This is a genomic window from Streptococcus sp. FSL W8-0197, assembly GCF_037963785.1.
In the GTDB taxonomy this organism is placed as follows: Bacteria; Bacillota; Bacilli; order Lactobacillales; family Streptococcaceae; genus Streptococcus; species Streptococcus oralis_CQ.
Genome location: NZ_CP150168.1, coordinates 2,027,239 through 2,048,396 on the forward strand (window position 1 = coordinate 2,027,239; position 21,158 = coordinate 2,048,396).

The 21,158-nt window shown below is 35.3% G+C and carries 17 protein-coding genes and 3 tRNA genes; 7 read left to right on the plus strand and 13 right to left on the minus strand.

Translation table 11 applies throughout. The annotated features are described in order from the left end of the window. Positions 1–8: 8 nt before the first annotated feature. From rodZ to NYE79_RS09915, 3 genes are read right to left on the minus strand one after another with little or no spacing between them, the layout of a single operon-like run. On the minus strand, positions 9–830 hold the full coding sequence (gene rodZ / locus NYE79_RS09905) for a cytoskeleton protein RodZ (protein ID WP_215804209.1): 822 nt from the start codon (positions 828–830) through the stop codon (positions 9–11). Between the two features lie 35 nt (positions 831–865). Beyond that, a complete protein-coding gene (locus tag NYE79_RS09910; RefSeq protein ID WP_200370614.1) occupies positions 866–2,149 on the minus strand; it encodes a pitrilysin family protein in 1,284 nt (427 codons plus the stop codon). Next, positions 2,146–3,396 carry a pitrilysin family protein gene (locus tag NYE79_RS09915; RefSeq protein WP_200370613.1) on the minus strand — a complete coding sequence of 417 codons (1,251 nt, stop codon included), beginning with the start codon at positions 3,394–3,396 and terminating at the stop codon, positions 2,146–2,148. The genes NYE79_RS09910 and NYE79_RS09915 overlap by 4 nt, the downstream gene beginning before the upstream one ends. Positions 3,397–3,556: 160 nt before the next feature. On the opposite strand from NYE79_RS09915, the gene yaaA reads away from it, so the two are divergent. Beyond that, on the plus strand, positions 3,557–3,925 hold the full coding sequence (gene yaaA, locus NYE79_RS09920; RefSeq protein ID WP_000455876.1) for a S4 domain-containing protein YaaA: 369 nt from the start codon (positions 3,557–3,559) through the stop codon (positions 3,923–3,925). A gap of 2 nt (positions 3,926–3,927) precedes the next feature. Next, positions 3,928–5,025, plus strand: coding sequence for a DNA replication/repair protein RecF (gene recF / locus NYE79_RS09925; RefSeq protein WP_216728670.1), 1,098 nt, complete (start codon positions 3,928–3,930; stop codon positions 5,023–5,025). Positions 5,026–5,086: 61 nt separating this feature from the next. Here recF and guaB read toward each other — a convergent pair whose 3' ends face one another. Further along, entirely contained in the window at positions 5,087–6,565 is a 1,479-nt protein-coding gene (gene guaB, locus NYE79_RS09930) for an IMP dehydrogenase (RefSeq protein ID WP_000073416.1), read from the minus strand. Between the two features lie 162 nt (positions 6,566–6,727). After that, complete coding sequence (gene trpS / locus NYE79_RS09935) at positions 6,728–7,753, minus strand: tryptophan--tRNA ligase (RefSeq protein WP_000165464.1); 1,026 nt, start codon at positions 7,751–7,753, stop codon at positions 6,728–6,730. A gap of 195 nt (positions 7,754–7,948) precedes the next feature. On the opposite strand from trpS, the gene NYE79_RS09940 reads away from it, so the two are divergent. Then, positions 7,949–9,571 (plus strand): ATP-binding cassette domain-containing protein, encoded by a 1,623-nt coding sequence (locus NYE79_RS09940; protein ID WP_339293710.1) that lies wholly within the window; start codon positions 7,949–7,951, stop codon positions 9,569–9,571. Positions 9,572–9,631: 60 nt separating this feature from the next. Next, positions 9,632–12,184 carry a YfhO family protein gene (locus NYE79_RS09945; RefSeq protein ID WP_216728671.1) on the plus strand — a complete coding sequence of 851 codons (2,553 nt, stop codon included), beginning with the start codon at positions 9,632–9,634 and terminating at the stop codon, positions 12,182–12,184. 21 nt (positions 12,185–12,205) lie between these two features. Here NYE79_RS09945 and NYE79_RS09950 read toward each other — a convergent pair whose 3' ends face one another. Further along, the gene (locus NYE79_RS09950; RefSeq protein ID WP_000472068.1) at positions 12,206–14,860 is read right to left on the minus strand and encodes a YhgE/Pip domain-containing protein; all 2,655 of its coding nucleotides are present in this window, start codon (positions 14,858–14,860) and stop codon (positions 12,206–12,208) included. Between the two features lie 128 nt (positions 14,861–14,988). Between NYE79_RS09950 and NYE79_RS09955 the strand changes: the two genes are divergently transcribed. Then, a complete protein-coding gene (locus NYE79_RS09955; protein ID WP_000665080.1) occupies positions 14,989–15,531 on the plus strand; it encodes a TetR-like C-terminal domain-containing protein in 543 nt (180 codons plus the stop codon). A gap of 35 nt (positions 15,532–15,566) precedes the next feature. Here NYE79_RS09955 and NYE79_RS09960 read toward each other — a convergent pair. The 7 genes from NYE79_RS09960 to rlmH form a co-directional block, all read right to left on the minus strand. Then, a tRNA-Asn gene (locus tag NYE79_RS09960) sits at positions 15,567–15,640 on the minus strand. A 5-nt stretch (positions 15,641–15,645) separates the two neighbouring features. After that, positions 15,646–15,717: transfer RNA gene (locus NYE79_RS09965), tRNA-Glu, on the minus strand. A gap of 51 nt (positions 15,718–15,768) precedes the next feature. After that, positions 15,769–16,521 (minus strand): competence system response regulator transcription factor ComE, encoded by a 753-nt coding sequence (comE, locus tag NYE79_RS09970; RefSeq protein ID WP_000866079.1) that lies wholly within the window; start codon positions 16,519–16,521, stop codon positions 15,769–15,771. After that, positions 16,518–17,837, minus strand: coding sequence for a competence system sensor histidine kinase ComD (gene comD / locus NYE79_RS09975; RefSeq protein ID WP_000362886.1), 1,320 nt, complete (start codon positions 17,835–17,837; stop codon positions 16,518–16,520). Before comD ends, comE begins: the two co-directional genes overlap by 4 nt. Before the next feature lie 20 nt (positions 17,838–17,857). After that, positions 17,858–17,983, minus strand: a complete 126-nt coding sequence (comC, locus tag NYE79_RS09980; RefSeq protein WP_000799678.1) for a competence-stimulating peptide ComC — start codon at positions 17,981–17,983, stop codon at positions 17,858–17,860. A gap of 164 nt (positions 17,984–18,147) precedes the next feature. Further along, positions 18,148–18,221 (minus strand) — tRNA-Arg (locus tag NYE79_RS09985). Positions 18,222–18,264: 43 nt separating this feature from the next. Further along, a complete protein-coding gene (gene rlmH, locus NYE79_RS09990) occupies positions 18,265–18,744 on the minus strand; it encodes a 23S rRNA (pseudouridine(1915)-N(3))-methyltransferase RlmH (RefSeq protein ID WP_000694219.1) in 480 nt (159 codons plus the stop codon). 185 nt (positions 18,745–18,929) lie between these two features. Here rlmH and NYE79_RS09995 point away from each other — a divergent pair, with 185 nt between their 5' ends. Together NYE79_RS09995 and NYE79_RS10000 are read left to right on the plus strand one after the other, a co-directional pair. Then, positions 18,930–20,126: a S1C family serine protease gene (locus NYE79_RS09995; protein WP_084877132.1), complete on the plus strand. Its 1,197-nt coding sequence runs from the start codon at positions 18,930–18,932 to the stop codon at positions 20,124–20,126. Positions 20,127–20,183: 57 nt separating this feature from the next. Next, positions 20,184–20,942 carry a ParB/RepB/Spo0J family partition protein gene (locus NYE79_RS10000; RefSeq protein ID WP_216728672.1) on the plus strand — a complete coding sequence of 253 codons (759 nt, stop codon included), beginning with the start codon at positions 20,184–20,186 and terminating at the stop codon, positions 20,940–20,942. Positions 20,943–21,158 lie beyond the last annotated feature (216 nt).

Genomic DNA, 21,158 nt, shown 5'->3' on the forward strand with positions numbered 1-21,158 from the left:
ATTTTTCCTTAATCTGTAGTAAATGTAAGTGTTACAGTTCCAGTCTGAGTTGTCAGCTTCGAAGTATCAATCGTTTGATTGTCCACAGTTACAGTAACTCCCTTCACTACACCTAAAGTAATGGTAACGGGATTCTTAGTTGAAACTGTTGTTTTTGCGTTTTTATTGTCTGATGACAAGGTCACACCACCTTCAAGGTCACTTCCTGAAACACTTACCCAGCTAGTTGCATCCGAAACAGTCAGCTGAACCGTAGCTGTTTCCTTACTCGTTTTATACCGAGCTTCAATGCGGTTTCCTTCGCCTGACACTGTAATAGTTGATTCCGTAGTAGAAGACGAGCTAGACGTCTGACTACTAGAAGATGAACTAGATGAGGTTGTGGAACTAGTCGAGTTCACAACACTATAATTAGCTGAAGAAGGACTTGGCTGAGTTTGGATGTAGTTCCAAACATAGTAAGTGACAAAAATTAAAATTGACAAAGCAAATAGGACGAAATAAAACAAGGGGAGATAAGACGTTTTTTTCTTATTTGATCGTCTGCGACCAGACAAGTCTTCTTCATCGACATCTACCTCTTCATAAGTGATCATACTACCTGAATCATAGGCATCCAAAACAATTCTTTCATCTAACTCTACTGCCCAGGCATATTTTCTTAAAAAAGAACGAGCATAGAAGGTACTAGGAAGTTGATCAAAATCATCTGCCTCCATAGCTTCTAGAAAATGCAACTGAATTTCAGTTTTTTCCTGTAATTCTTCCAGACTCAATCCCTGGTTAATTCTGGCTAAACGTAGAACCTCGCCAATTGTTTTTTTTCTCATACGTACCATTCCTTCTTTCTAGTATTAGTCATCTTTTAAGCTGGAAAGATTGTAAAATCAACTAGATCACCATTATCAATCAAACGATGTCCAGCTTCTAGAACATCCTCCAAAGTAATTTCCTGTAAAATTTTCGGAAAATCAAAAATTGTTTCTCCGCGATCCATCGGATCGTATTGAGTTGCAATAAATTCCAAAGAGTTCATGCTACTGAAAAACTCCCCAAACATCTCACTCTTAACAAGATCTAAATGCTCCTCAGTAATATCCGCATCACTACTAAACTGACGAATCGCTTTACGAAATTGATGCGACAGAGAAACAGGCTCTTTGGTGTCCATTGTCAATATCACAAAATGAAAGCGACTGTTGACTTCAACCTCAAGTGACAATGACGTATCTAACTTCCCAGTCTCATATAACTTTTGAAAACGATCAGAAGTCCAACCAAACATCATCGTAAATAGTAATTTCAATAAAATATTGTAACGATAAGACTCCTCTTCCGTTATTTGACCAGTTCCTCTAATAGCAACAGCAAGCTTGGGTGAAGAAACTTCCATCCGAAGACTATCTGTTTGCTTCACAGGCTGCAAGGGTAGTTTCTCTTTTGTAACTGTAAACTGTTCTAAAGTCTTCTTTTCCTTTTTCGAAAAGTATTCCTCAACAACTTCCACATCAATATTTCCAACTAAAAACTGTGACATGTTGACAGGTTTGTAAAAGTCTGTAAAGTTCTCTTTTAAATTTGAAACTTGAATCTCAGCAATTGATTTTTCACTTCCAACAATATCTGTTGCTAAAGGAGTATCAGGATAAAGGTTGGCTAATGTTGCAAAAAACAAGCGTGAGTCTGGATCGTCTTGGTACATTTCTCGTTCTTGCTGGATAATATCCTGTTCCCTTAAAACTGATTCTTCTGTAAAATGAACATCTCCGACTAACTCATCTAGCAAATCTAAATTCTCTAATAGATGGTCAATTGTTGAAAAAAGATAGCTGGTCTTAGTAAAGCTTGTAAAGGCATTACTGTCCGCACCTAATCGAGTAAAAGCAGCCATTATATCCTCAGAATTTTCTCTTTCAAACAATTTATGTTCAAGAAAATGTGCAATTCCTGCTGGATGATGACGTAAACCTTTTTCCAAGCTTGTATAAGTTGCATCTACAGAACCAAATTGAACTGTTACAATCCCATAAACCTCATTGAAATCTTGTTTAGGGAGTAAAGAAACTGTCAATCCATTTGACAATTGTGTTTTGTAGACTGTTTCCTTTACAGCAGGATAGTATTTTTCTTCAAAAGTAACCTTTGTCATTCTACTCCTTCCATAAAGTAAATCGCTTGTAACTTCAAACTATTGGCAACTTTACATACAGCTTCTTTATCAACACTCTCTAATTTTGCCACCAATCGATCAATATCAAAGCTTGATTTCCCCAATAGAGCATTCAAATAGACTCTTTCAACTAAGGTCTGTTGATTATCTTGAGCCATCAACAAAGATCGTCGAATCATCTCCTTGGTTTGTTCAAGCTCAAAATCTGTAAAGTTACCCTTTTTCAGATCTAGCAACTGATGATTCATCAATTTTCTAGCCTGATTTCGATTTTCTCTATCAATACCCGCATACATCCTTAACAGACCACTAAACAAATCCAATTGACTAGAGACTGTGTAGGCTATTCCAGCATTTTCACGAACGTTTGTAAAAAGTTTCGAATGTGCAAATTCACCCAACAAACCATTCATCACAAGCATGGGCAAATGCTCATCATCGCCATATTTTATAGGAGAATGATACCCTAATTCCAAAATTGATTGCCCAACATTCCTCTGAATCATTCCCTCTCGTAGAACATTCGAATAAGATTGATAATATTGGATAGGAACACAGTTCTCTCTAGCTGTAAGGGATAATGACTTCAGTGATTCTGTGATTTCTACTTCATTAAAATCACCTAAGAAAAAGAAATCAATACGATCATTCTTCAGAGCATTCTGAAAGCACGTGTAGCTACTTTCTGGAGACTCATTTGAAATGCTATTTCGTAAATCACTGTATCTCAATTGAAGACGCTCATCATGGAAGAACAAGCTATCCAACTCCTTATGAGCAAAATAAAATGAATCATCCATATCAGTAGCTAAACTAGCCAATAACTGTTTTCTTTCAATTTCAAATAAGGCTGGCTCAAAAGCACCATCTTGAACTAAGGGGGAAAATAAAGTCTGTTTTACTAATTCCAAAATTCGAGAAGTCAAGACATTCTTTTTACTTAAAAAATCATCCCTCACATAAGTAAATGTTAAGTCAAGAATATGTGCCTGTCCTCTACGATAAGCACTTGTGGAAATATCTGTTCCATATAAACTTGCCAAGTATCTGCGAAATGCTTGTGATGTGGGATAAGCTTGATTTGCCGTCTCCAACATACTCGCACTTAACATGCGTCCTGCTATTGTCTCAAGAGATAAGGGAGCAGTAAAACGAATAGTGATTTTATTTGTTTTAAACTTTTTGGATTGAACAAAATGTGCTGAAATTCCAGGCACTAATTCCATACCTTACCTCCTTACATATAGAGTTCTATTATACCACGAAAATCAAAATTTTTCTTGTTCTCTTTATAGCTTTAAAGAGTAAAACCGTTTTCATTTCAACTAACTTTCCTTCAGCTATTTCAAGGAAAATATGGTATAATACCAAAGATTGAGGTGAATTATGGAATACAAATTATTTGAAGAATTTATTACGCTCCAAGCCCTCCTAAAAGAACTTGGAATTATACAAAGCGGTGGTGCTATCAAATCCTTTTTAATAGATCATCAAGTTTACTTTAATGGCGAGTTAGAAAGTAGACGTGGGAAAAAAATCCGTATTGGAGATACGATTGACATTCCTGATTTAAAGATTGACATCACCTTGACACAACCAAGTTTAAAAGAGCAAGAAGAGTATCAAGCAGATAAGATTGAGAAAGAGCGAATTGCTAAACTTGTCAAAGAGATGAATAAAGGTATCAAGAAAGAAAAACAAAAAACTTCTTCATCGCCTAAAACCAAACAAGTTCCACGTTTTCCAGGAAGATAACCATGTGGCTCCAACATTTAACAATTAAAACCTTTCGAAACTACAAAGAGGCAAAAATTGATTTCAATCCAAAATTAAATGTCTTTCTAGGTCAAAATGCACAAGGAAAAACCAATATTCTAGAAGCAATCTATTTTTTAGCCTTAACACGTAGTCATCGGACTCGTACAGATAAAAATCTCATTCATTTTGATAACGAGCAACTCCATCTTTCTGGCTTGCTACAGAAGAAAACAAGCTCTATCCCTCTAGAAATTGATTTAACGCCAAAAGGGCGTGTGACTAAGGTCAATCACTTAAAACAAGCGCGCCTATCAGACTACATCGGACATATGAATGTTGTCCTCTTCGCACCTGAAGATCTCCAGCTAATTAAGGGAGCACCTTCTGTCCGTCGAAAATTTATAGACATCGAACTGGGACAAATTAAACCAATCTACTTGTCAGACTTGTCAAACTACAACCATATACTCAAGCAGAGAAATACCTATCTAAAATCCAACCAGAAGATTGATGAAACATTTCTGTCAGTCTTAGATGATCAGTTAATAGAGTATGGTTGTCGCGTTATAAAGCATCGGATAAAATTCATTAAAGACTTAGAGAAATTTGGCCAAAAAAAACACTTAGAAATTTCAAATAAATTAGAAGAACTGTCAATATCTTATCAATCATCTGTCAACTTCACTAATGAAGAACAGCTAACAAGTTCCTTTAAAATTGCTTTAGAGAAAAGCAGATCCAGAGACTTATTTAAAAAGAATACTGGTGTTGGTCCTCATCGAGATGATATTTCTTTTTATATCAATGGTATGGACGCTAGTTTTGGAAGCCAAGGTCAACATCGTAGTCTTGTTCTTTCTATCAAACTGGCAGAAATTGAGCTAATGGAAAGTATTACCAACGAGTCTCCTATACTATTGCTTGATGATGTTATGAGCGAACTTGACAATACACGGCAACTAAAATTACTAGAAACCATTTCTCAATCTATCCAAACCTTTATTACAACAACAAGTTTAGACCACTTACAAAACTTGCCAGAAAACCTTAGTATTTTCAATATTCAAAACGGTAAAATTTCTGTAAATCAAAATTGACAACTTTGTAAACAAAAAGAACTCCTGAAAATCAGGAGTTCTTTTTTACCTTTTTTACTACTTACATGGAGTAGTTTGGCGCTTCATTAGTAATTTGCACATCATGAGGATGGCTTTCTTTTAGACCAGCCCCAGACATTTCAATAAATTGAGCATTATCATGTAGTTCTTTAAGGTTAGCTGCACCACAGTAACCCATACCAGAGCGAATACCACCAATCATTTGGAAGACAATATCAGCTGCTGCTCCTTTATAGGCAACACGGCCTTCAATTCCTTCTGGAACAAGTTTGTTTGCTTCATTGACAGAACCTTGGAAGTAACGGTCACTTGAACCTTTCTTCATTGCAGCGATTGATCCCATACCACGATAAGTCTTAAACTTACGTCCTTGGAAAATTTCCGTTTCGCCAGGCGCTTCGTCTGTTCCTGCAAACATTGATCCAAGCATAACTGCATTCCCACCTGCAGCAAGGGCTTTCACGATATCTCCAGAGTACTTGATTCCACCATCAGCAATAATCGTTTTTCCATATTCGCGCGCAACTGCTGCCGCATCATAGATTGCTGTCACTTGTGGAACACCAACCCCTGCAATCACGCGAGTGGTACAAATAGAACCTGGTCCGATACCGACTTTGACAACATCTACACCTGCATCATAAAGAGCACGCGCACCTTCTGCAGTGGCAATATTACCCGCAATCAAAGTGCGGTCTGGGAAGTGAGCACGAATCTCAGCAATTTTACGCAAGACACCTGCAGAATGACCATGTGCAGTATCAATAACAATCGCATCCGCTCCTGCTTCAAAAAGAGCCTCTGCACGTTCAAATGTATCTGAAGTAACACCTACTGCACCAGCAACTAGAAGACGACCAAACTCATCTTTTGCTGCATTAGGAAATTCAATTACTTTTTCGATATCTTTAATAGTAATCAAGCCAGAAAGACGACCTTCTTCATCAACCAAAGGAAGTTTTTCAATACGGTGTTCTTGAAGAATACTTTCAGCTGTTGCAAGATCTGTACCAACAGGAGCAGTAACAAGATTTTCACTGGTCATATGGTTTGAGATTGGCTGATTGTAATCTGAAATAAAGCGAAGATCTCGGTTTGTTAGAATACCAACCAATTTACGATTTTCAAGTGTCTCCACAACTGGAACACCACTGATACGGTAACGTCCCATCAGTTCATCTGCTTCAGCAATCGTGTGTTCTGGAGTCAAGAAGAATGGATCAATAATAACACCATTTTCAGAACGTTTTACCTTACGAACTTCATCTGCCTGTTGCGCAATAGACATATTTTTATGGATTACTCCAAGACCACCTGCACGAGCAATGGCAATAGCCATTTGACTTTCTGTGACTGTATCCATGGCGGCTGTTATAATTGGGATATTTAAAGTCAGATTATCTGCCAATTTTGTTGTTAAATCTGCATCATTAGGCAACACATGACTTTCTGCTGGAATGAGCAATACATCATCAAAGGTAAAACCTTTTTTTAAAAATTTAGTATCCCAATTAGACATTGAAGTTTCCTCTTTTCTTTCTTTTTGAGCTTGACTCTTTTTGTATTGTATCTATCATACCATTCTATGAAAATTTGTCAATTATATTTATGGTAGAAATCATAAAAAAACTATCCCTGTGATCCTATGGAAGAGATAGTTTTACGATTCATATTTTATCTATTATTTAAAATAATTTAGTCCCATTGCTCCCTTAACTTCAGATAGAGTTTGCCCCGCAACCTCACGCGCTTTCTCACTACCTTTTTGAAGCATATTGTACACTTCTCCCATATCCTTAGCAAATTCGATACGGCGCTCACGAATAGGACCAAGTTCGCGTTCTAATATTTCAAGTAGATAACGTTTCGTCTTTACATCACCAAGACCACCACGTTGATAATGTTCTTTCATATCTGCAATGTCTTGAGCATCTTCTGGACGACCAAATACATCTAGATAATGGAAAACCATATTTCCTTCAATCTTACCTGGATCCTCAACCCGAATATGGTCTGGATCAGTATACATGCTCATGACTTTTTTACGCAACGTATCTACATCATCAGCTAGATAAATACCATTATTAAGGGATTTAGACATTTTAGCATTTCCATCTAAACCTGGCAAACGCCCTGCCCTCTCATTTTCTGGATAAATACCTTCCGGCTCCACCAAGACCTCACAATTATAAGCATGATTAAAGGAACGAACAATCTCACGAGTTTGCTCAATCATTGGTTTCTGATCTGTCCCAACAGGAACATAATTAGCCTTGAAGGCAGTAATATCTGCTGCTTGCGCAATCGGATAAACTAAAAATCCTGTCGGAATACTTTCTCCAAACCCTTTCTGAGCGATTTCTGTTTTCACTGTAGGATTGCGCTCTAAACGTGCTAGTGACACCAAATTCATATAGTACATAGATAGTTCAGCTAACTCTGGAATCTGACTTTGAATAAAGATAGTTGATTTACTTGGATCTAATCCAACTGCTAGGTAATCTAAGGCAACATTCCCAATAGATTCTACAATCGTTTGAGGGTCTTTAGCGTGATCTGTCAATGCTTGTTGGTCCGCCAAAAAAACAAACATCTCATACTTGTCTTCTTCCTGCAGTAATACTCTATTTTTTAGACTCCCAACATAATGTCCAATATGCAGTTTTCCTGTTGGGCGATCTCCTGTTAAAATAATGGGTTTCGTCATTTTTTTCTCCTTCGAAATGGTCTCTTCAATTATAGCATTTTTTTGTTAAAATAACAGAAAATTATTTAAATCAAACAACTAACTCATTGTAAACAAACCTGTAAACTTAATTGACATAAAATTGACAAACAAAAATTTGAATATTTCTCTCTTTTCTAGTAGAATAAATATATTACATATTATAGGAGAAAAACATTGCTTACAGTATCTGATGTTTCACTACGTTTTAGTGATCGCAAACTTTTTGATGATGTCAATATCAAATTTACAGAAGGAAATACATACGGATTGATTGGTGCTAATGGTGCTGGGAAGTCTACATTCTTAAAAATCTTAGCTGGTGATATCGAGCCTACAACTGGTCACATCTCTCTTGGTCCAGATGAACGTCTCTCTGTTCTCCGTCAAAATCATTTTGACTATGAAGATGAGCGAGTTATTGATGTCGTTATTATGGGAAATGAAAAACTTTACAACATCATGAAAGAAAAAGATGCCATTTACATGAAGGAAGATTTTTCCGATGAAGATGGTGTTCGTGCAGCCGAACTCGAAGGTGAATTTGCTGAACTTGGAGGTTGGGAAGCAGAAAGTGAAGCATCCCAATTACTTCAAAACCTAAACATTCCAGAAGAATTGCACTATCAAAACATGAGCGAATTGGCCAATGGTGAAAAAGTGAAGGTTCTCCTTGCTAAAGCACTTTTTGGTAAACCAGATGTTCTTCTCTTGGACGAGCCAACCAACGGTTTGGATATCCAGTCTATTACTTGGCTAGAAGACTTCTTGATTGACTTTGATAACACCGTTATCGTTGTATCCCACGACCGTCACTTCTTAAACAAAGTATGTACACACATGGCCGACCTTGACTTTGGAAAAATTAAACTCTATGTCGGAAACTACGACTTCTGGAAGGAATCTTCTGAGATTGCTGCTAAATTGCTAGCAGACCGTAATGCCAAGGCAGAAGAAAAAATTAAGCAATTGCAAGAATTCGTTGCTCGCTTCTCTGCCAACGCTTCTAAGTCAAGACAAGCAACGTCTCGTAAAAAAATGCTTGACAAGATTGAATTAGAAGAAATTGTTCCTTCTAGTCGTAAATACCCATTTATCAACTTTAAAGCAGAACGTGAGATTGGTAATGATCTCTTGACAATAGAAAATTTAACTGTAAAGATTGATGGCGAAACTATCCTAGACAATATTAGTTTCATCTTGCGTCCAGGTGATAAGACAGCTCTTATTGGACAAAATGACATCCAAACGACTGCATTAATTCGTGCAATTATGGGTGACATTGACTATGAAGGAACTGTCAAGTGGGGAGTTACTACTAGCCGTTCTTACTTGCCAAAAGACAACTCGGCTGATTTTGCAGGAGGAGAGTCAATCCTTGACTGGTTGCGTCAATTTGCAAGTAAAGAAGAAGATGACAATACCTTCCTACGTGGTTTCCTTGGTCGTATGCTCTTTTCTGGAGATGAGGTTAACAAACCTGTAAACGTCTTGTCAGGGGGAGAAAAAGTACGTGTCATGCTTTCAAAACTCATGCTCTTGAAATCAAATGTCCTTGTACTTGATGATCCAACAAATCACTTGGACTTGGAATCTATCTCAAGCTTGAACGATGGATTGAAAAACTTTAAAGAATCAATCATCTTTGCCAGTCATGACCACGAGTTTATCCAAACTTTGGCAAACCATATCATTGTTTTGTCTAAAAATGGCGTCATTGATCGTATCGATGAAACCTATGATGAATTCCTAGAAAATGCAGAAGTACAAGCAAAAGTTAAAGAACTTTGGAAAGACTAATAAGACTTCAAAACTCAGTTGGGGTAACCAACTGAGTTTTCTATCATTCTACGAGGTAACATGAAATCATTTTTTAAAACATATTGGACCTATTTTGTTTCTTTCATCATTCCTTTAGTAATTATGACTGGAGTATACCTAACTCAAGGTATCTACTGGAATAGCGATGCATCTCCACTATTAGGAGACGGTTTCCATCAATACGTTATTTTTGATGTAGCTTTACGAAATATTCTGCATGGAAATGGCAGTTTGTTTTACACCTTTACAAGTGGCCTCGGACTGAATTTCTATGCTCTATCTAGTTATTACTTGGGTAGTTTTCTTTCACCCCTAGTTTACTTTTTTAATCTGTCGAATATGCCAGATGCTGTCTATCTAACCACTCTCTTAAAATTTGGATTGATTGGTCTGTCAACCTTCTTTAGTCTAAATAGATTATTTAAAGATATCCCAAAATTTTTAAAACTTGCCTTATCTACTTCCTATGCTCTAATGAGCTTCACTGTCAGTCAGTTAGAGATTAAAACCTGGCTAGATGTTTTTATCTTGATTCCTTTAATTATAACTGGTTTACACCTACTTATAACACAAAAGAAGCGCCTACTATACTTTACAAGTTTGTCAATCTTATTTATTCAAAATTATTATTTTGGATATATGACAGTATTGTTTCTTATTTTCTGGTATCTCTGCCAAATTTCTTGGGACTTTAAAACTCGAAAATCATCTTTTCTTGATTTTGTTGTTACCTCCTTTTTAGCTGGAATGGCTAGTTTGATTATGACTCTTCCTACACTGTTTGATTTACAAACTCATGGAGAGAAGTTGACTGCCATCACAAAATTAAAGACAGACAGTAGCTGGTATCTGGATATTTTCGCAAAACAATTCATTGGATCTTTTGATACAACTAAGTATGGATCTATACCAATGATTTTTGTTGGATTGCTTCCTTTTATTTTGACTATTCTATTTTTCACAATAAAATTCATAAGGTTTCACGTGAAACTTACCTATGCAATTTTCTTTACTTTTTTAATAACAAGCTTTTACATAGAAGCACTTGATTTATTTTGGCAAGGGATGCACACCCCAAATATGTTTTTGCATCGCTATGCTTGGATTTTTTCCACTCTGTTAATTTATACTGCAGCAGAAGTCTTAAATCGTCTGAAAGAACTGAAGCTCTGGAATCTATTTGTCTCACTTTTTCTTGTACTAACAGGATTTTTGGCTACTGTCTATTTTAAATCACACTATTCTTTTTTAACTGATTTGAATATCCTGCTCACTCTTGAATTTCTACTAGTTTATGCTCTTTTACTTCTTGCAGTCATTAGAAAATTTATCTCTATAAATCTATTTGCAATTCTTTTGTCTTTATTTATAACAGTTGAGATAAGCTTAAATGCTTCATCTCAAATGGAAGGAATAGCTAAAGAATGGGCCTTTGCTTCTCGTAGTGCCTATAATAGAGATATCACCGCTATGGAATCCATTCTAAACCAAATTGACAATCCATTTACACGTACTGAAAAACTGCAAATTCAGACTGGGAATGACAGTATGAAATTTAACTACAATGGAATCTCTCAATTTTCGTCTGTACGAAATCGCTCAGCTAGCACTAGTTTGGATAAACTGGGATTCAAATCCTCTGGAACCAACCTCAATCTCCGTTATGCAAATAACAGTCTTTTAGCAGACAGTTTATTTGGAATCCAGTACAATATTTCTGAAACTTCACTTGATAAGTATGGCTTTCAAGAGATTTATCAAAAGGATCATTTAACCTTATATAAAAATCAACTCTCTTTACCCATTGCCTTTGCCACTCAATCTATTTACAAAGATGTAAACTTTAACAATCACACTTTAGATAATCAGGCTTTATTTATAAACCAGCTTGCTAATCTCAACTTAGATTACTTCTCCCAAATAGCATCTGATAAAACAGATACTTCAGATGGTTTAACGAGCACCACAGGTTCTGCGAATGAAGATGCAAAGATTGATTATCAAATTGAGGTTCCTCAAAATAGCCAAGTCTATCTCTCTTTTTCAAATCTTCATTTTACGAATGATAAACAAAAGAAAGTTGACATCATTGTCAACGGTGAAAAAAAGACTTTTACAAATGACAATGCATTTAATTTCTTTAATTTGGGTTATACTGAAGAACAAAAAACTTTCAATATCAGTGTTAGTTTCCCTGGAAATTCTCAGGTGTCATTTGAATCTCCAACCTTCTATCGTTTAGATACTCAGGCTCTTACTGAGGCAATTCAAAAGATTAAAGAACAACCTGTAGAAGTATCCACCTCTAAAAATAAAGTATTTGCTACATATGAAGTAAAACAAGATACCTCTATTTTCTTCACTATTCCTTATGACAAAGGTTGGTCTGCATTCCAAGATGGGAAAAAACTTGAAATCAAGCAGGCTCAGACTGGTTTTATGAAAGTTGATGTTCCAAAGGGAAAAGGCACCATTACACTTTCCTTTATACCCAATGGTTTTGTTATTGGAGCAGCCTGCTCACTAACTGCCCTTCTTCTTTTAGGGATCTATAATCACAGACGAAATTTATCTAAGACAGAAAAAGATTGACCAATTCCTTGGCCAATCTTTTTAATCTTCTTCCATTTTCTTAGGTTGATAAGCTAGCATACCTAAAGCAGTAAAGAAAGCTAGAGTTATAATAAGGAAAATCACTTGATGATGAATATTTCCTGTCATAGAGATTGTGTGTCGTAAGCCTGATACAGAATAACTCATTGGTAACCAAGGATTGACACCTTTGAAGAAATCATTTGTCAAAGCAAGGGGATAGGTCCCTGCACTTGATGCTAACTGTAATAAAAGTAAAATAAGAGAGAAGAAAGCTCCAATACGGCTATTCCAAGTTGTTAAAGCTGTCACCATAGACATGAAAGCTAAGCTTGTGATTATAATTAGAATCAAGGTCCTCATCTCATGGTTCGCAGTCAATCCAATAAGATGGACAGCTCCATAAACTAAAACACCTGCTAAGACAGCTATAATCCCATTTATTTCAGAACGAGACTTCAACCAAGCCCAACGGCTCTCTGGATGACGTCCAGAAGGCAACTTAGCAAAAATCATATTGGTAGATATAGCAGCAACAAAAAGAGCAACTGATATCATATAAGGAGCCATGGCAATCCCATTCACAGGAACTTGGTCGTTATCTGTTTTTGAAAGAACTAGAGGTTCAGATAATGTTTCTGCATTTTTAGATTCTGTCGAAGCTGATTTAAGTTGAGTATTTGCATTACCTAATCCTTGTCCTAATGAATCAACTCCTGTCTGTAAATCTTCAAGACTAGAGGTTAAGGTTGTTCCACCATCTGCTAGTTTTCCAGCACCATCTGCAATCTTCATAGCGCCACTTCCTAGTTGAGATGCTGCAGAAAGTAACTGTGTTGATTTATCTGTTAATTGACCAGAGCCAAATTGTAATGTAGTAAGACCTGCTATCAGCTCTGGACTCTTATTGTTCAATTGGGCAGAACCAGATGACAAACTTTCTATACCTGATACTAATTCTGGAGCTTTTCCAGCTAACGCATCTACTCCAGCTGTCAAGGTTGATGTATTTTCTGTCAACTTACTTGATCCAGAAACTAATTGATCCAGACTAGTTGTTAAACTTACATTCTTTTCACTTAGTTGATTAGCACCTATAGAAATAGTATCCAATCCTTTAGTGTAGTTTACAACTCCTTTTTCGATTGACTGACTTCCAGGAACTAACTGATTATTTACAGAAGTTTGTAATGTTGTAAATCCATTTGACAATGTTGTCAAGGAGCTAGATGCTGCAGGTAAGAGTTGATTTGCTTTCGTCTGCACATCAGATAGATTAGATACTTGTTGTTCTGAATTCTCTATACTTTCTTTTAATCCTCCTACTGTCATTAAAATTGTTTTTGCCGACTCAATAGTAGAATTAGAATTTTTAGAAATAGCTTCTGTCAGTTCTTTCTTTTGTTCCTCTGTAAGAGATTGATAAGTAGCTGTTGATTGAAGGTTTGCAAGAGTTTTCTCTTGTTCTGTCTGACTTTTGGTCACAATATCCTGAGCAAGAGTTGTTAGATTTGGCAAAGCTTCTGACAATGTACTTTTCAGTTGAGTATTATCTGATATTGTAAGAGCTTGTAGTGTTTTATTTAGTTCTCCTAAGCTTGTTGCCAATTGCGCTATTTCTTCATTTTGTTGAGATGAGGACTCTAATTGGCTTGAAATTTCTTTAATACCAGTATTTAATTGCTCCATTCCATCTCTTAGTGTATCTGATTGATTGGATAATTGACTTGTTCCGTTAGAAAGTTCTTTCACACTATTTGTATAAGCATTTACACCAACTGAAAATTGATTGAGACCTGTATCCAGTTGTGAAACGCCACCTGTATAAGACTTTATACCTGTATTTAGCTGATTTACACCTGTCACCAACTCAGGAGTTTTTGAAGCTAATTGACCAAGTCCAGTGTCAACTTGTGAGACAGCATTTGTATAACTTTGTAAACCACTATTAAAAGTTCCTAAACCAATATGTAATTGCTCTATAGCAGACACATAGCTAGATAAGCCTTTTGTAAATTGATCCGCTCCATTTGAAAAAGTTACACTTGAGTTAGCTAGAGTATTAAGATTTGTTGTCAATGTTTGACTTCCCGTCACCAACTGATCGGCTCCATTAGCTAATTGTTCACTTCCTTCAGCTGCCTTATTTATTCCAGACTTCAAATCATTCATTTTTTGAAATAAAGCCTTAGTGTACGTTTCAGTAACATTAGTAGAGACGGTTTGTTTTAATTGTGTCATTGCAGAATCACTCATCTTACTTGCAATAAAGCTATGCCCACTTGACGTCTGATAATCAATCTGCATCTGTTCAGGATGATTCGTTAGGATAGAAGTAGCTTTTTCAGATAGATCACTTGGTAAAGTCACTACCATGTAGTAGTCACCATCTTCTAGTCCTTTTTCCCCTTCCTCTTCATTAACAAAGTGAAAATCTAAAGCCTTATTTTCTTTTAAATTAGACACCATGTCTTCACCAATTCTCATTGTCTGTCCATTATAAGAAGCTTCCTTATCTTTATTGACAACTGCCACAGGTAACTCCGATACTTGACCATATGGATCCCACATGGACGATAAAAATATAATGTTGTATAAAGCTGGAATGAGAGAAATCCCTATCATTACAATGATAAAGGTCGGTTTTTTAAATATTGCTTTCCATTCTTTAAACATGTTTCCTCCTTTTTTACACATATTGTCTAAAATTTTGATATAATAGATTATACATCAAAAAATCTAAATTACAAGGTAAAAAATATTTTTTTAGACACATAGTCTATTTTTGTTTACAAGGAGGAATTATGAAAGAAAGTAACAAACGTTTAAAAACAAAACGAATTATCGAAAATGCCATGGTTCAATTATTGATGGACCAGCCCTTTGATCAAATTTCTACTGTCAAGTTAGCAGAAAAAGCCGGAATTAGTCGTTCCAGCTTTTACACTCACTACAAGGATAAGTATGATATGATTGAACTCTACCAAAGTAAGCTATTTCATACCTTTGAGTATATTTTCCAAAAACATGCTCATCACAAAAGAGATGCTATTTTAGAAGTATTTGAATATTTAGAGTCTGAGCCACTCTTGGCTGCACTCTTATCTGAAAATGGGACAAAAGAAATCCAAAATTTCTTGAGAAATAAGCTTCACATTATGCTTAGCACCGACCTTCAGAAACGCTTTATGAAATTACAACTCACTCCAATAGAATTAGAATACAGCAGTATTTATCTAACAAATGCCCTATTTGGTGTTTGCCAGACTTGGATTGCTCACGGAAAAAAAGAAAGTCCGCAAGAAATGACAGACTTCCTTATGAAAATGTTAGGTGATGTCAACTAAAAAAGAACACCATTGGTGTTCTTTTTTTTATCTGACTCCGCCAGTAGGACTCGAACCTACGACATCATGATTAACAGTCATGCGCTACTACCAACTGAGCTATGGCGGATAAAATAGTCCGTACGGGATTCGAACCCGTGTTACCGCCGTGAAAAGGCGGTGTCTTAACCCCTTGACCAACGGACCATCTATCTGTAGCAGATATAACCATTATATCAATTTCTTACTAATTGTCAATCACTTTTTAGATTTTTTCTCTAGAATATCTTTTAGTTTGCGAACTTTCAAACGGGTAATCGGGCAACGATGATCTTCATAAAAGACAACTTCTAAATTCTTTCGATCAATTTCTCTCACATTTCCCACATTGACAAGGAAAGATTTATGGGAGCAATAAAATCGCTGGGTATGTTTGTCCTTTTCCTGAATATCTGTCATAGTTCCATAGAATTCTTTAGCAAAATTCTTACCAATAATCCGAAGTTTATGAGAAACTCCTGTGGTTTCGATATACAAAATGTCATGGTAAGGAATTTTCAAATCATTTCCCTTATAGTTGTAATCAAAATAGTCTACAACATCTTCGTTTTCAAGCAGCATACTCTTAGTGTAAAAAATACTCTGCTCGATACGTTTTTTGAACAATTCATCATTGATGTCTTTGTCTACAAAATCTAGAGCTGATACCTGGTATTTGTAAGTTAAGGTAGCAAATTCAGATCGACTGGTAATAAAGACAATAATAGCATAAGGATTGTGATGACGGATAAACTGAGCCACTTCAAAGCCTTTTTTCTCGATTCCATGAATATCGATATCTAGGAAATAAAGCTGGTTTACTTCATCATTTTCGATATATTCCTTAAACTCACGAACTTTTCCTGTTGTCTTATATGAAATAGGAATATTCGATTCTTCCGAGATTTCATTTAATATTCTCTCTAGTCTCACTTGATGTTCAATAACATCTTCTAAAATTAATACTTTCATTCGAATTCCCTCTTAAATCTAATAATTTGTCTAAATGTGTTGTCTTCCATCTCTGTTTCTAAAATAATGTTGTCATACTTATCTAAAATCTCCTTGACATTATTAAGTCCTAGACCTCTATTTCTTCCCTTGGTAGAGAAACCTAAGGCAAATAAATCCTCTGAAGGCGTCATAGTGATTTTGCATGAATTCTGGATAACTATAACTGTTTCAAAATCCATTTTAATGACTGCAACTTCCATTTGTTTCAAGTAACTATCTGCAGCACCTTCAACAGCATTGTTTAATAAAATGCTCATGATACGAACAAGATCAAGTAAATCTATTGACAGTCTAGTAATGATATCCTTTACTTCCAATGTAAACTCTACATCATTTTTTCGTGCATAGACAATCGATTGAGCAATTAAACTTCGTAAAGCAGAGTCTTCTATATTATTTAAATCAAAGTAAGTATATTTTTCTGACCTCAATTTCTGATTTGCTTTTACTAAGACTTCATTGTAAACCCTGTTAATTTCTTGTAAATCTCCACTGTCAATCGCCATTTGCATGCTGACAAGCATCCCTGCATAGTCATGACGAAAACCTCGAATTTCATTATACAACTCCACAATTTCATCAGTATAAGTCTGTAAATGCTTTTGTTCAAATTTCTTTTGTTTTAGAGCAATCTCTTTTTCAATTTGAACCTTGTGAGAATTCATTGCAAAGAAAATCAATAACAAGCAAATAAAAACAATGGTTGATAAAATACTTCCGAAGCTATTTAAATGATGAGTTGTACTTACTATATCTGAAATAAACAATAAGATATGCAAACCAAAGAAAGCAACTATTACTTTTTTTAAAAAAGGGTACAGATAATCTTTATCAAAATATTTAATATCCAGATGAAAATAACGGATTATTATTAGAATAGAAAAATAAGTCATTAACAATACTACTAAAAGGAATGTACTTTTATAGTGTAATACTACTTCATCTCCTATTATAGAAGATAAGGTTACGGATATAAAAGTATGAGTACTGTGATATAATAAAGACAGTAGTAAACTGATAAAAATAGCTTTGTATTTTTCAGACTTCTTTAACTTTCTTAAATAAAGGTACACAACCAAAGGAAATAAAAATTTAGACAAAGCAAAACTATTAGAAAATACTAGTGTAATAATTTCTTCAAGTATAAAAACTGAGATACATGTGTAACAGAAAAAAACAATTTGTTCTTTTCTATTTATTTTACAAATCCATTCATAACTTTTGCTAATGATGAGAAAATAAAAAATAGCTATCCCTAATCCAAATAAATCCATTACTCTCTACCTTTATTTCATTACTTTCTTCTTGGAAAAATAAGATTACGAATTGTTTCTGAAATTCTCCAATCTCCACCTCGAATCTCCTGCAATTCTGCCTCTGTTACTTCTTTAAATTGTTCCAACTTTACTGTATTTTTCATAATGAAATCTCCTGTATTATTTTTTCTTGTAAGTTAACTTACACACCTATTATACAAAATGAAGACCATGTAAGAAAAAATTCTTCCCAACTGTACATTTTTGCACCTGAAACGCACTTTTTTAAGAAAAAAGCTGGGATAAATCCCAGCTTCGCATCTAAAATTGATCCCAGCAGGATTCGAACCTGCGACCGTTCGCTTAGAAGGCGAATGCTCTATCCAGCTGAGCTATGAGACCTAACATGACCATTCTATCAAAAAACAAGAGCTAAGTCAATCTTCTATTTGTGGTAAGGAGAACCCTGCTGAATTGTAAAAGCACGGTAAATTTGTTCAACTAAAACCAATCTCATTAACTGATGTGGTAATGTCAGACGTCCAAAACTGACAGAAAGATTGGCCCTATTTTTTACAACAGGAGCTAGACCCAAACTTCCTCCAATGATAAAAGTAAGCGTTGAATATCCTTTGATAGAAGCTTGCTCTAGTTGCTTACTAAATTCCTCTGAGGAGAGTGTTTTTCCTTCAATGGCTAGAACAACGACAAAGTCTCTTTCTCCAACCTTAGAAAGAATTCTTTCACCTTCTGTTTCCAAGATTTTTTGATTTTCTAATTCACTGGCTTTGTCAGGTGTCTTCTCATCAGTGAGCTCAATCATTTCTAATTTGGCAAAACGTGAAATTCGTTTGGTATATTCAGCAATTCCATCTTTAAGGTATTTTTCTTTTAATTTTCCTACTGTTACAATTTTTATTTTCATTCTTCTATTCTACCATATCCACACTTCATTTCACATCTTATACACACAAAAATCATTCAAAATTACTAGTGAATTCACAGAATAAAGCTAGTTATCCACAACTTGTGTAAAACTTTAAGCTTTTAAGTTTGGATTAAGTTAATAGGTTTATAATCTGAGTAAATAAATAACAAACGGAGGCGTTTATGAAACACTTACAAAAATTTTACAAAAAAGGAGTTAAAGTTCTAATAATCATTCTAATCGGATTTTTAAGTGGTGCCTTAGGAAGTTTCGTAACATTACAACTTTATCAAAAACAAGGAAATCAAGCTACAAATAATAATTCTGGCACTGTCACTCAAACATCCTATAAGAATGAAAATTCAACCACTCAAGCAGTAAATAAAGTTAAGGATGCTGTTGTCTCAATCATTACTTATTCTTCTTCTAGTAGTAGACAAAGTAGTGTATTTAATGCTGATGACACTAACTCTGATTCAGACAATCAACAAATCGCAAGTGAGGGATCAGGTGTCATCTATAAAAAGGATGATAAAGATGCCTATCTTGTAACCAATACTCACGTTATCAATGGAGCTTCAAAAGTTGATATTCGCTTGGCAGATGGTACCAAGGTTCCTGGTGAAATTGTCGGATCTGATACTTTTTCTGATATTGCTGTCGTTAAAATTTCTTCAGAAAAAGTTACAACAGTAGCAGAATTTGGGGATTCAAGTCAACTAAGTGTTGGAGAAACAGCGATTGCTATCGGTAGTCCTTTAGGTTCAGAATATGCTAATACAGTTACACAGGGGATTATTTCAAGTCTTAATCGAAATGTTTCTCTAAAATCTGAAGATGGTCAAGCTATTTCAACAAAAGCCATTCAAACAGATACAGCCATTAACCCTGGTAACTCTGGTGGTCCACTTGTAAACATTCAAGGACAAGTAATTGGTATTACATCAAGTAAAATTGCAAGTAATGGTGGTACATCTGTAGAAGGTCTTGGTTTTGCAATTCCTTCAAACGATGCACAAAATATCATTAAACAGCTTGAAAGTAATGGTAAAGTGACTCGTCCAGCTCTTGGAATTCAAATGGTCAATCTGTCAAATGTTGGAGCTAGTGATCTTAGAAAACTTAACATTCCAAGTGGCCTCACTTCAGGTGTAGTTGTTCGATCTGTTCAAAACAATATGCCAGCAAATGGACATCTTCAAAAATACGATGTCATTACCAAAGTTGACGATAAAGAGATTGCTTCATCAACAGACCTACAACACGCTCTTTACAATCATGCTATTGGAGATACTATCAAAGTAACCTACTACCGTAATGGTAAGGAGGAAACAACCTCAATTAAACTAGATAAGAATTCTAGTGATTTAGAGTCTTAATTGACATCAGTGTAAAGAAAACTTTACAGAAAGTAAAAGATATGTTAGTGTAGAATCATGGAAAAATTTGAAATGATTTCTATCTCTGAAATACAAAAGAATCCTTACCAACCTCGGAAAGAATTTGATGCAGATAAACTAAAGGAATTAGCTCAGTCAATCAAAGAAAATGGGCTCATCCAACCAATCATCGTTCGTCAATCTCCTGTAATTGGTTATGAAATCCTTGCAGGAGAGAGACGATATCGGGCTTCTCTCTTGGCTGGTCTGACCTCTATCCCAGCCGTTGTAAAGCACCTCTCAGATCAGGAAATGATGATTCAGTCTATCATTGAGAATTTGCAGAGAGAAAATTTAAATCCTGTTGAAGAAGCACGCGCCTACGAATCTTTAGTAGAAAAAGGATTTACTCACACTGAGATAGCGGATAAAATGGGGAAATCTCGTCCTTATATCACTAATTTTATTCGTTTGCTTTCCCTACCAGAATATATCTTAACTGAAGTAGAAAATGGAAAAATTTCTCAAGCGCATGCACGTTCACTAGTTGGTTTGGACAAAGAGCAGCAAGACTATTTCTTTCAACTAATTAAAAATGAAGACATCTCTGTGAGAAAGCTAGAAGCACTTCTTACAGAGAAAAAACACAAGAAGCAAAAAAAAAGTGATTCTTTCATCAAAGACGAAGAAGATAAATTAAAAAAACTACTCGGTTTAAGTGTAGAAATTAAACTTTCAAAAAAAGATACTGGAAAGATTATTATCTCCTTTTCAAGTCAAGAAGAATACGATAGAATTATTAACAGCCTGAAATAAGGCTGTTCTTTTATTTTCTCAACCCACAAATTTATCCACCAATTTTTTTATCAAAAAGCCTACTAAATCAAGGATTTTTCTATTTATCCCCAACCTGTGGATAAATACTGTTAACATTGTGGATTCTTTTCCCCAATCTGTGGAAAAATCCTATTATCTATGGTAAAATAAGTCTAGCACTAAACTACTAAAATCATAGTAAAGGAGGAAAACTAG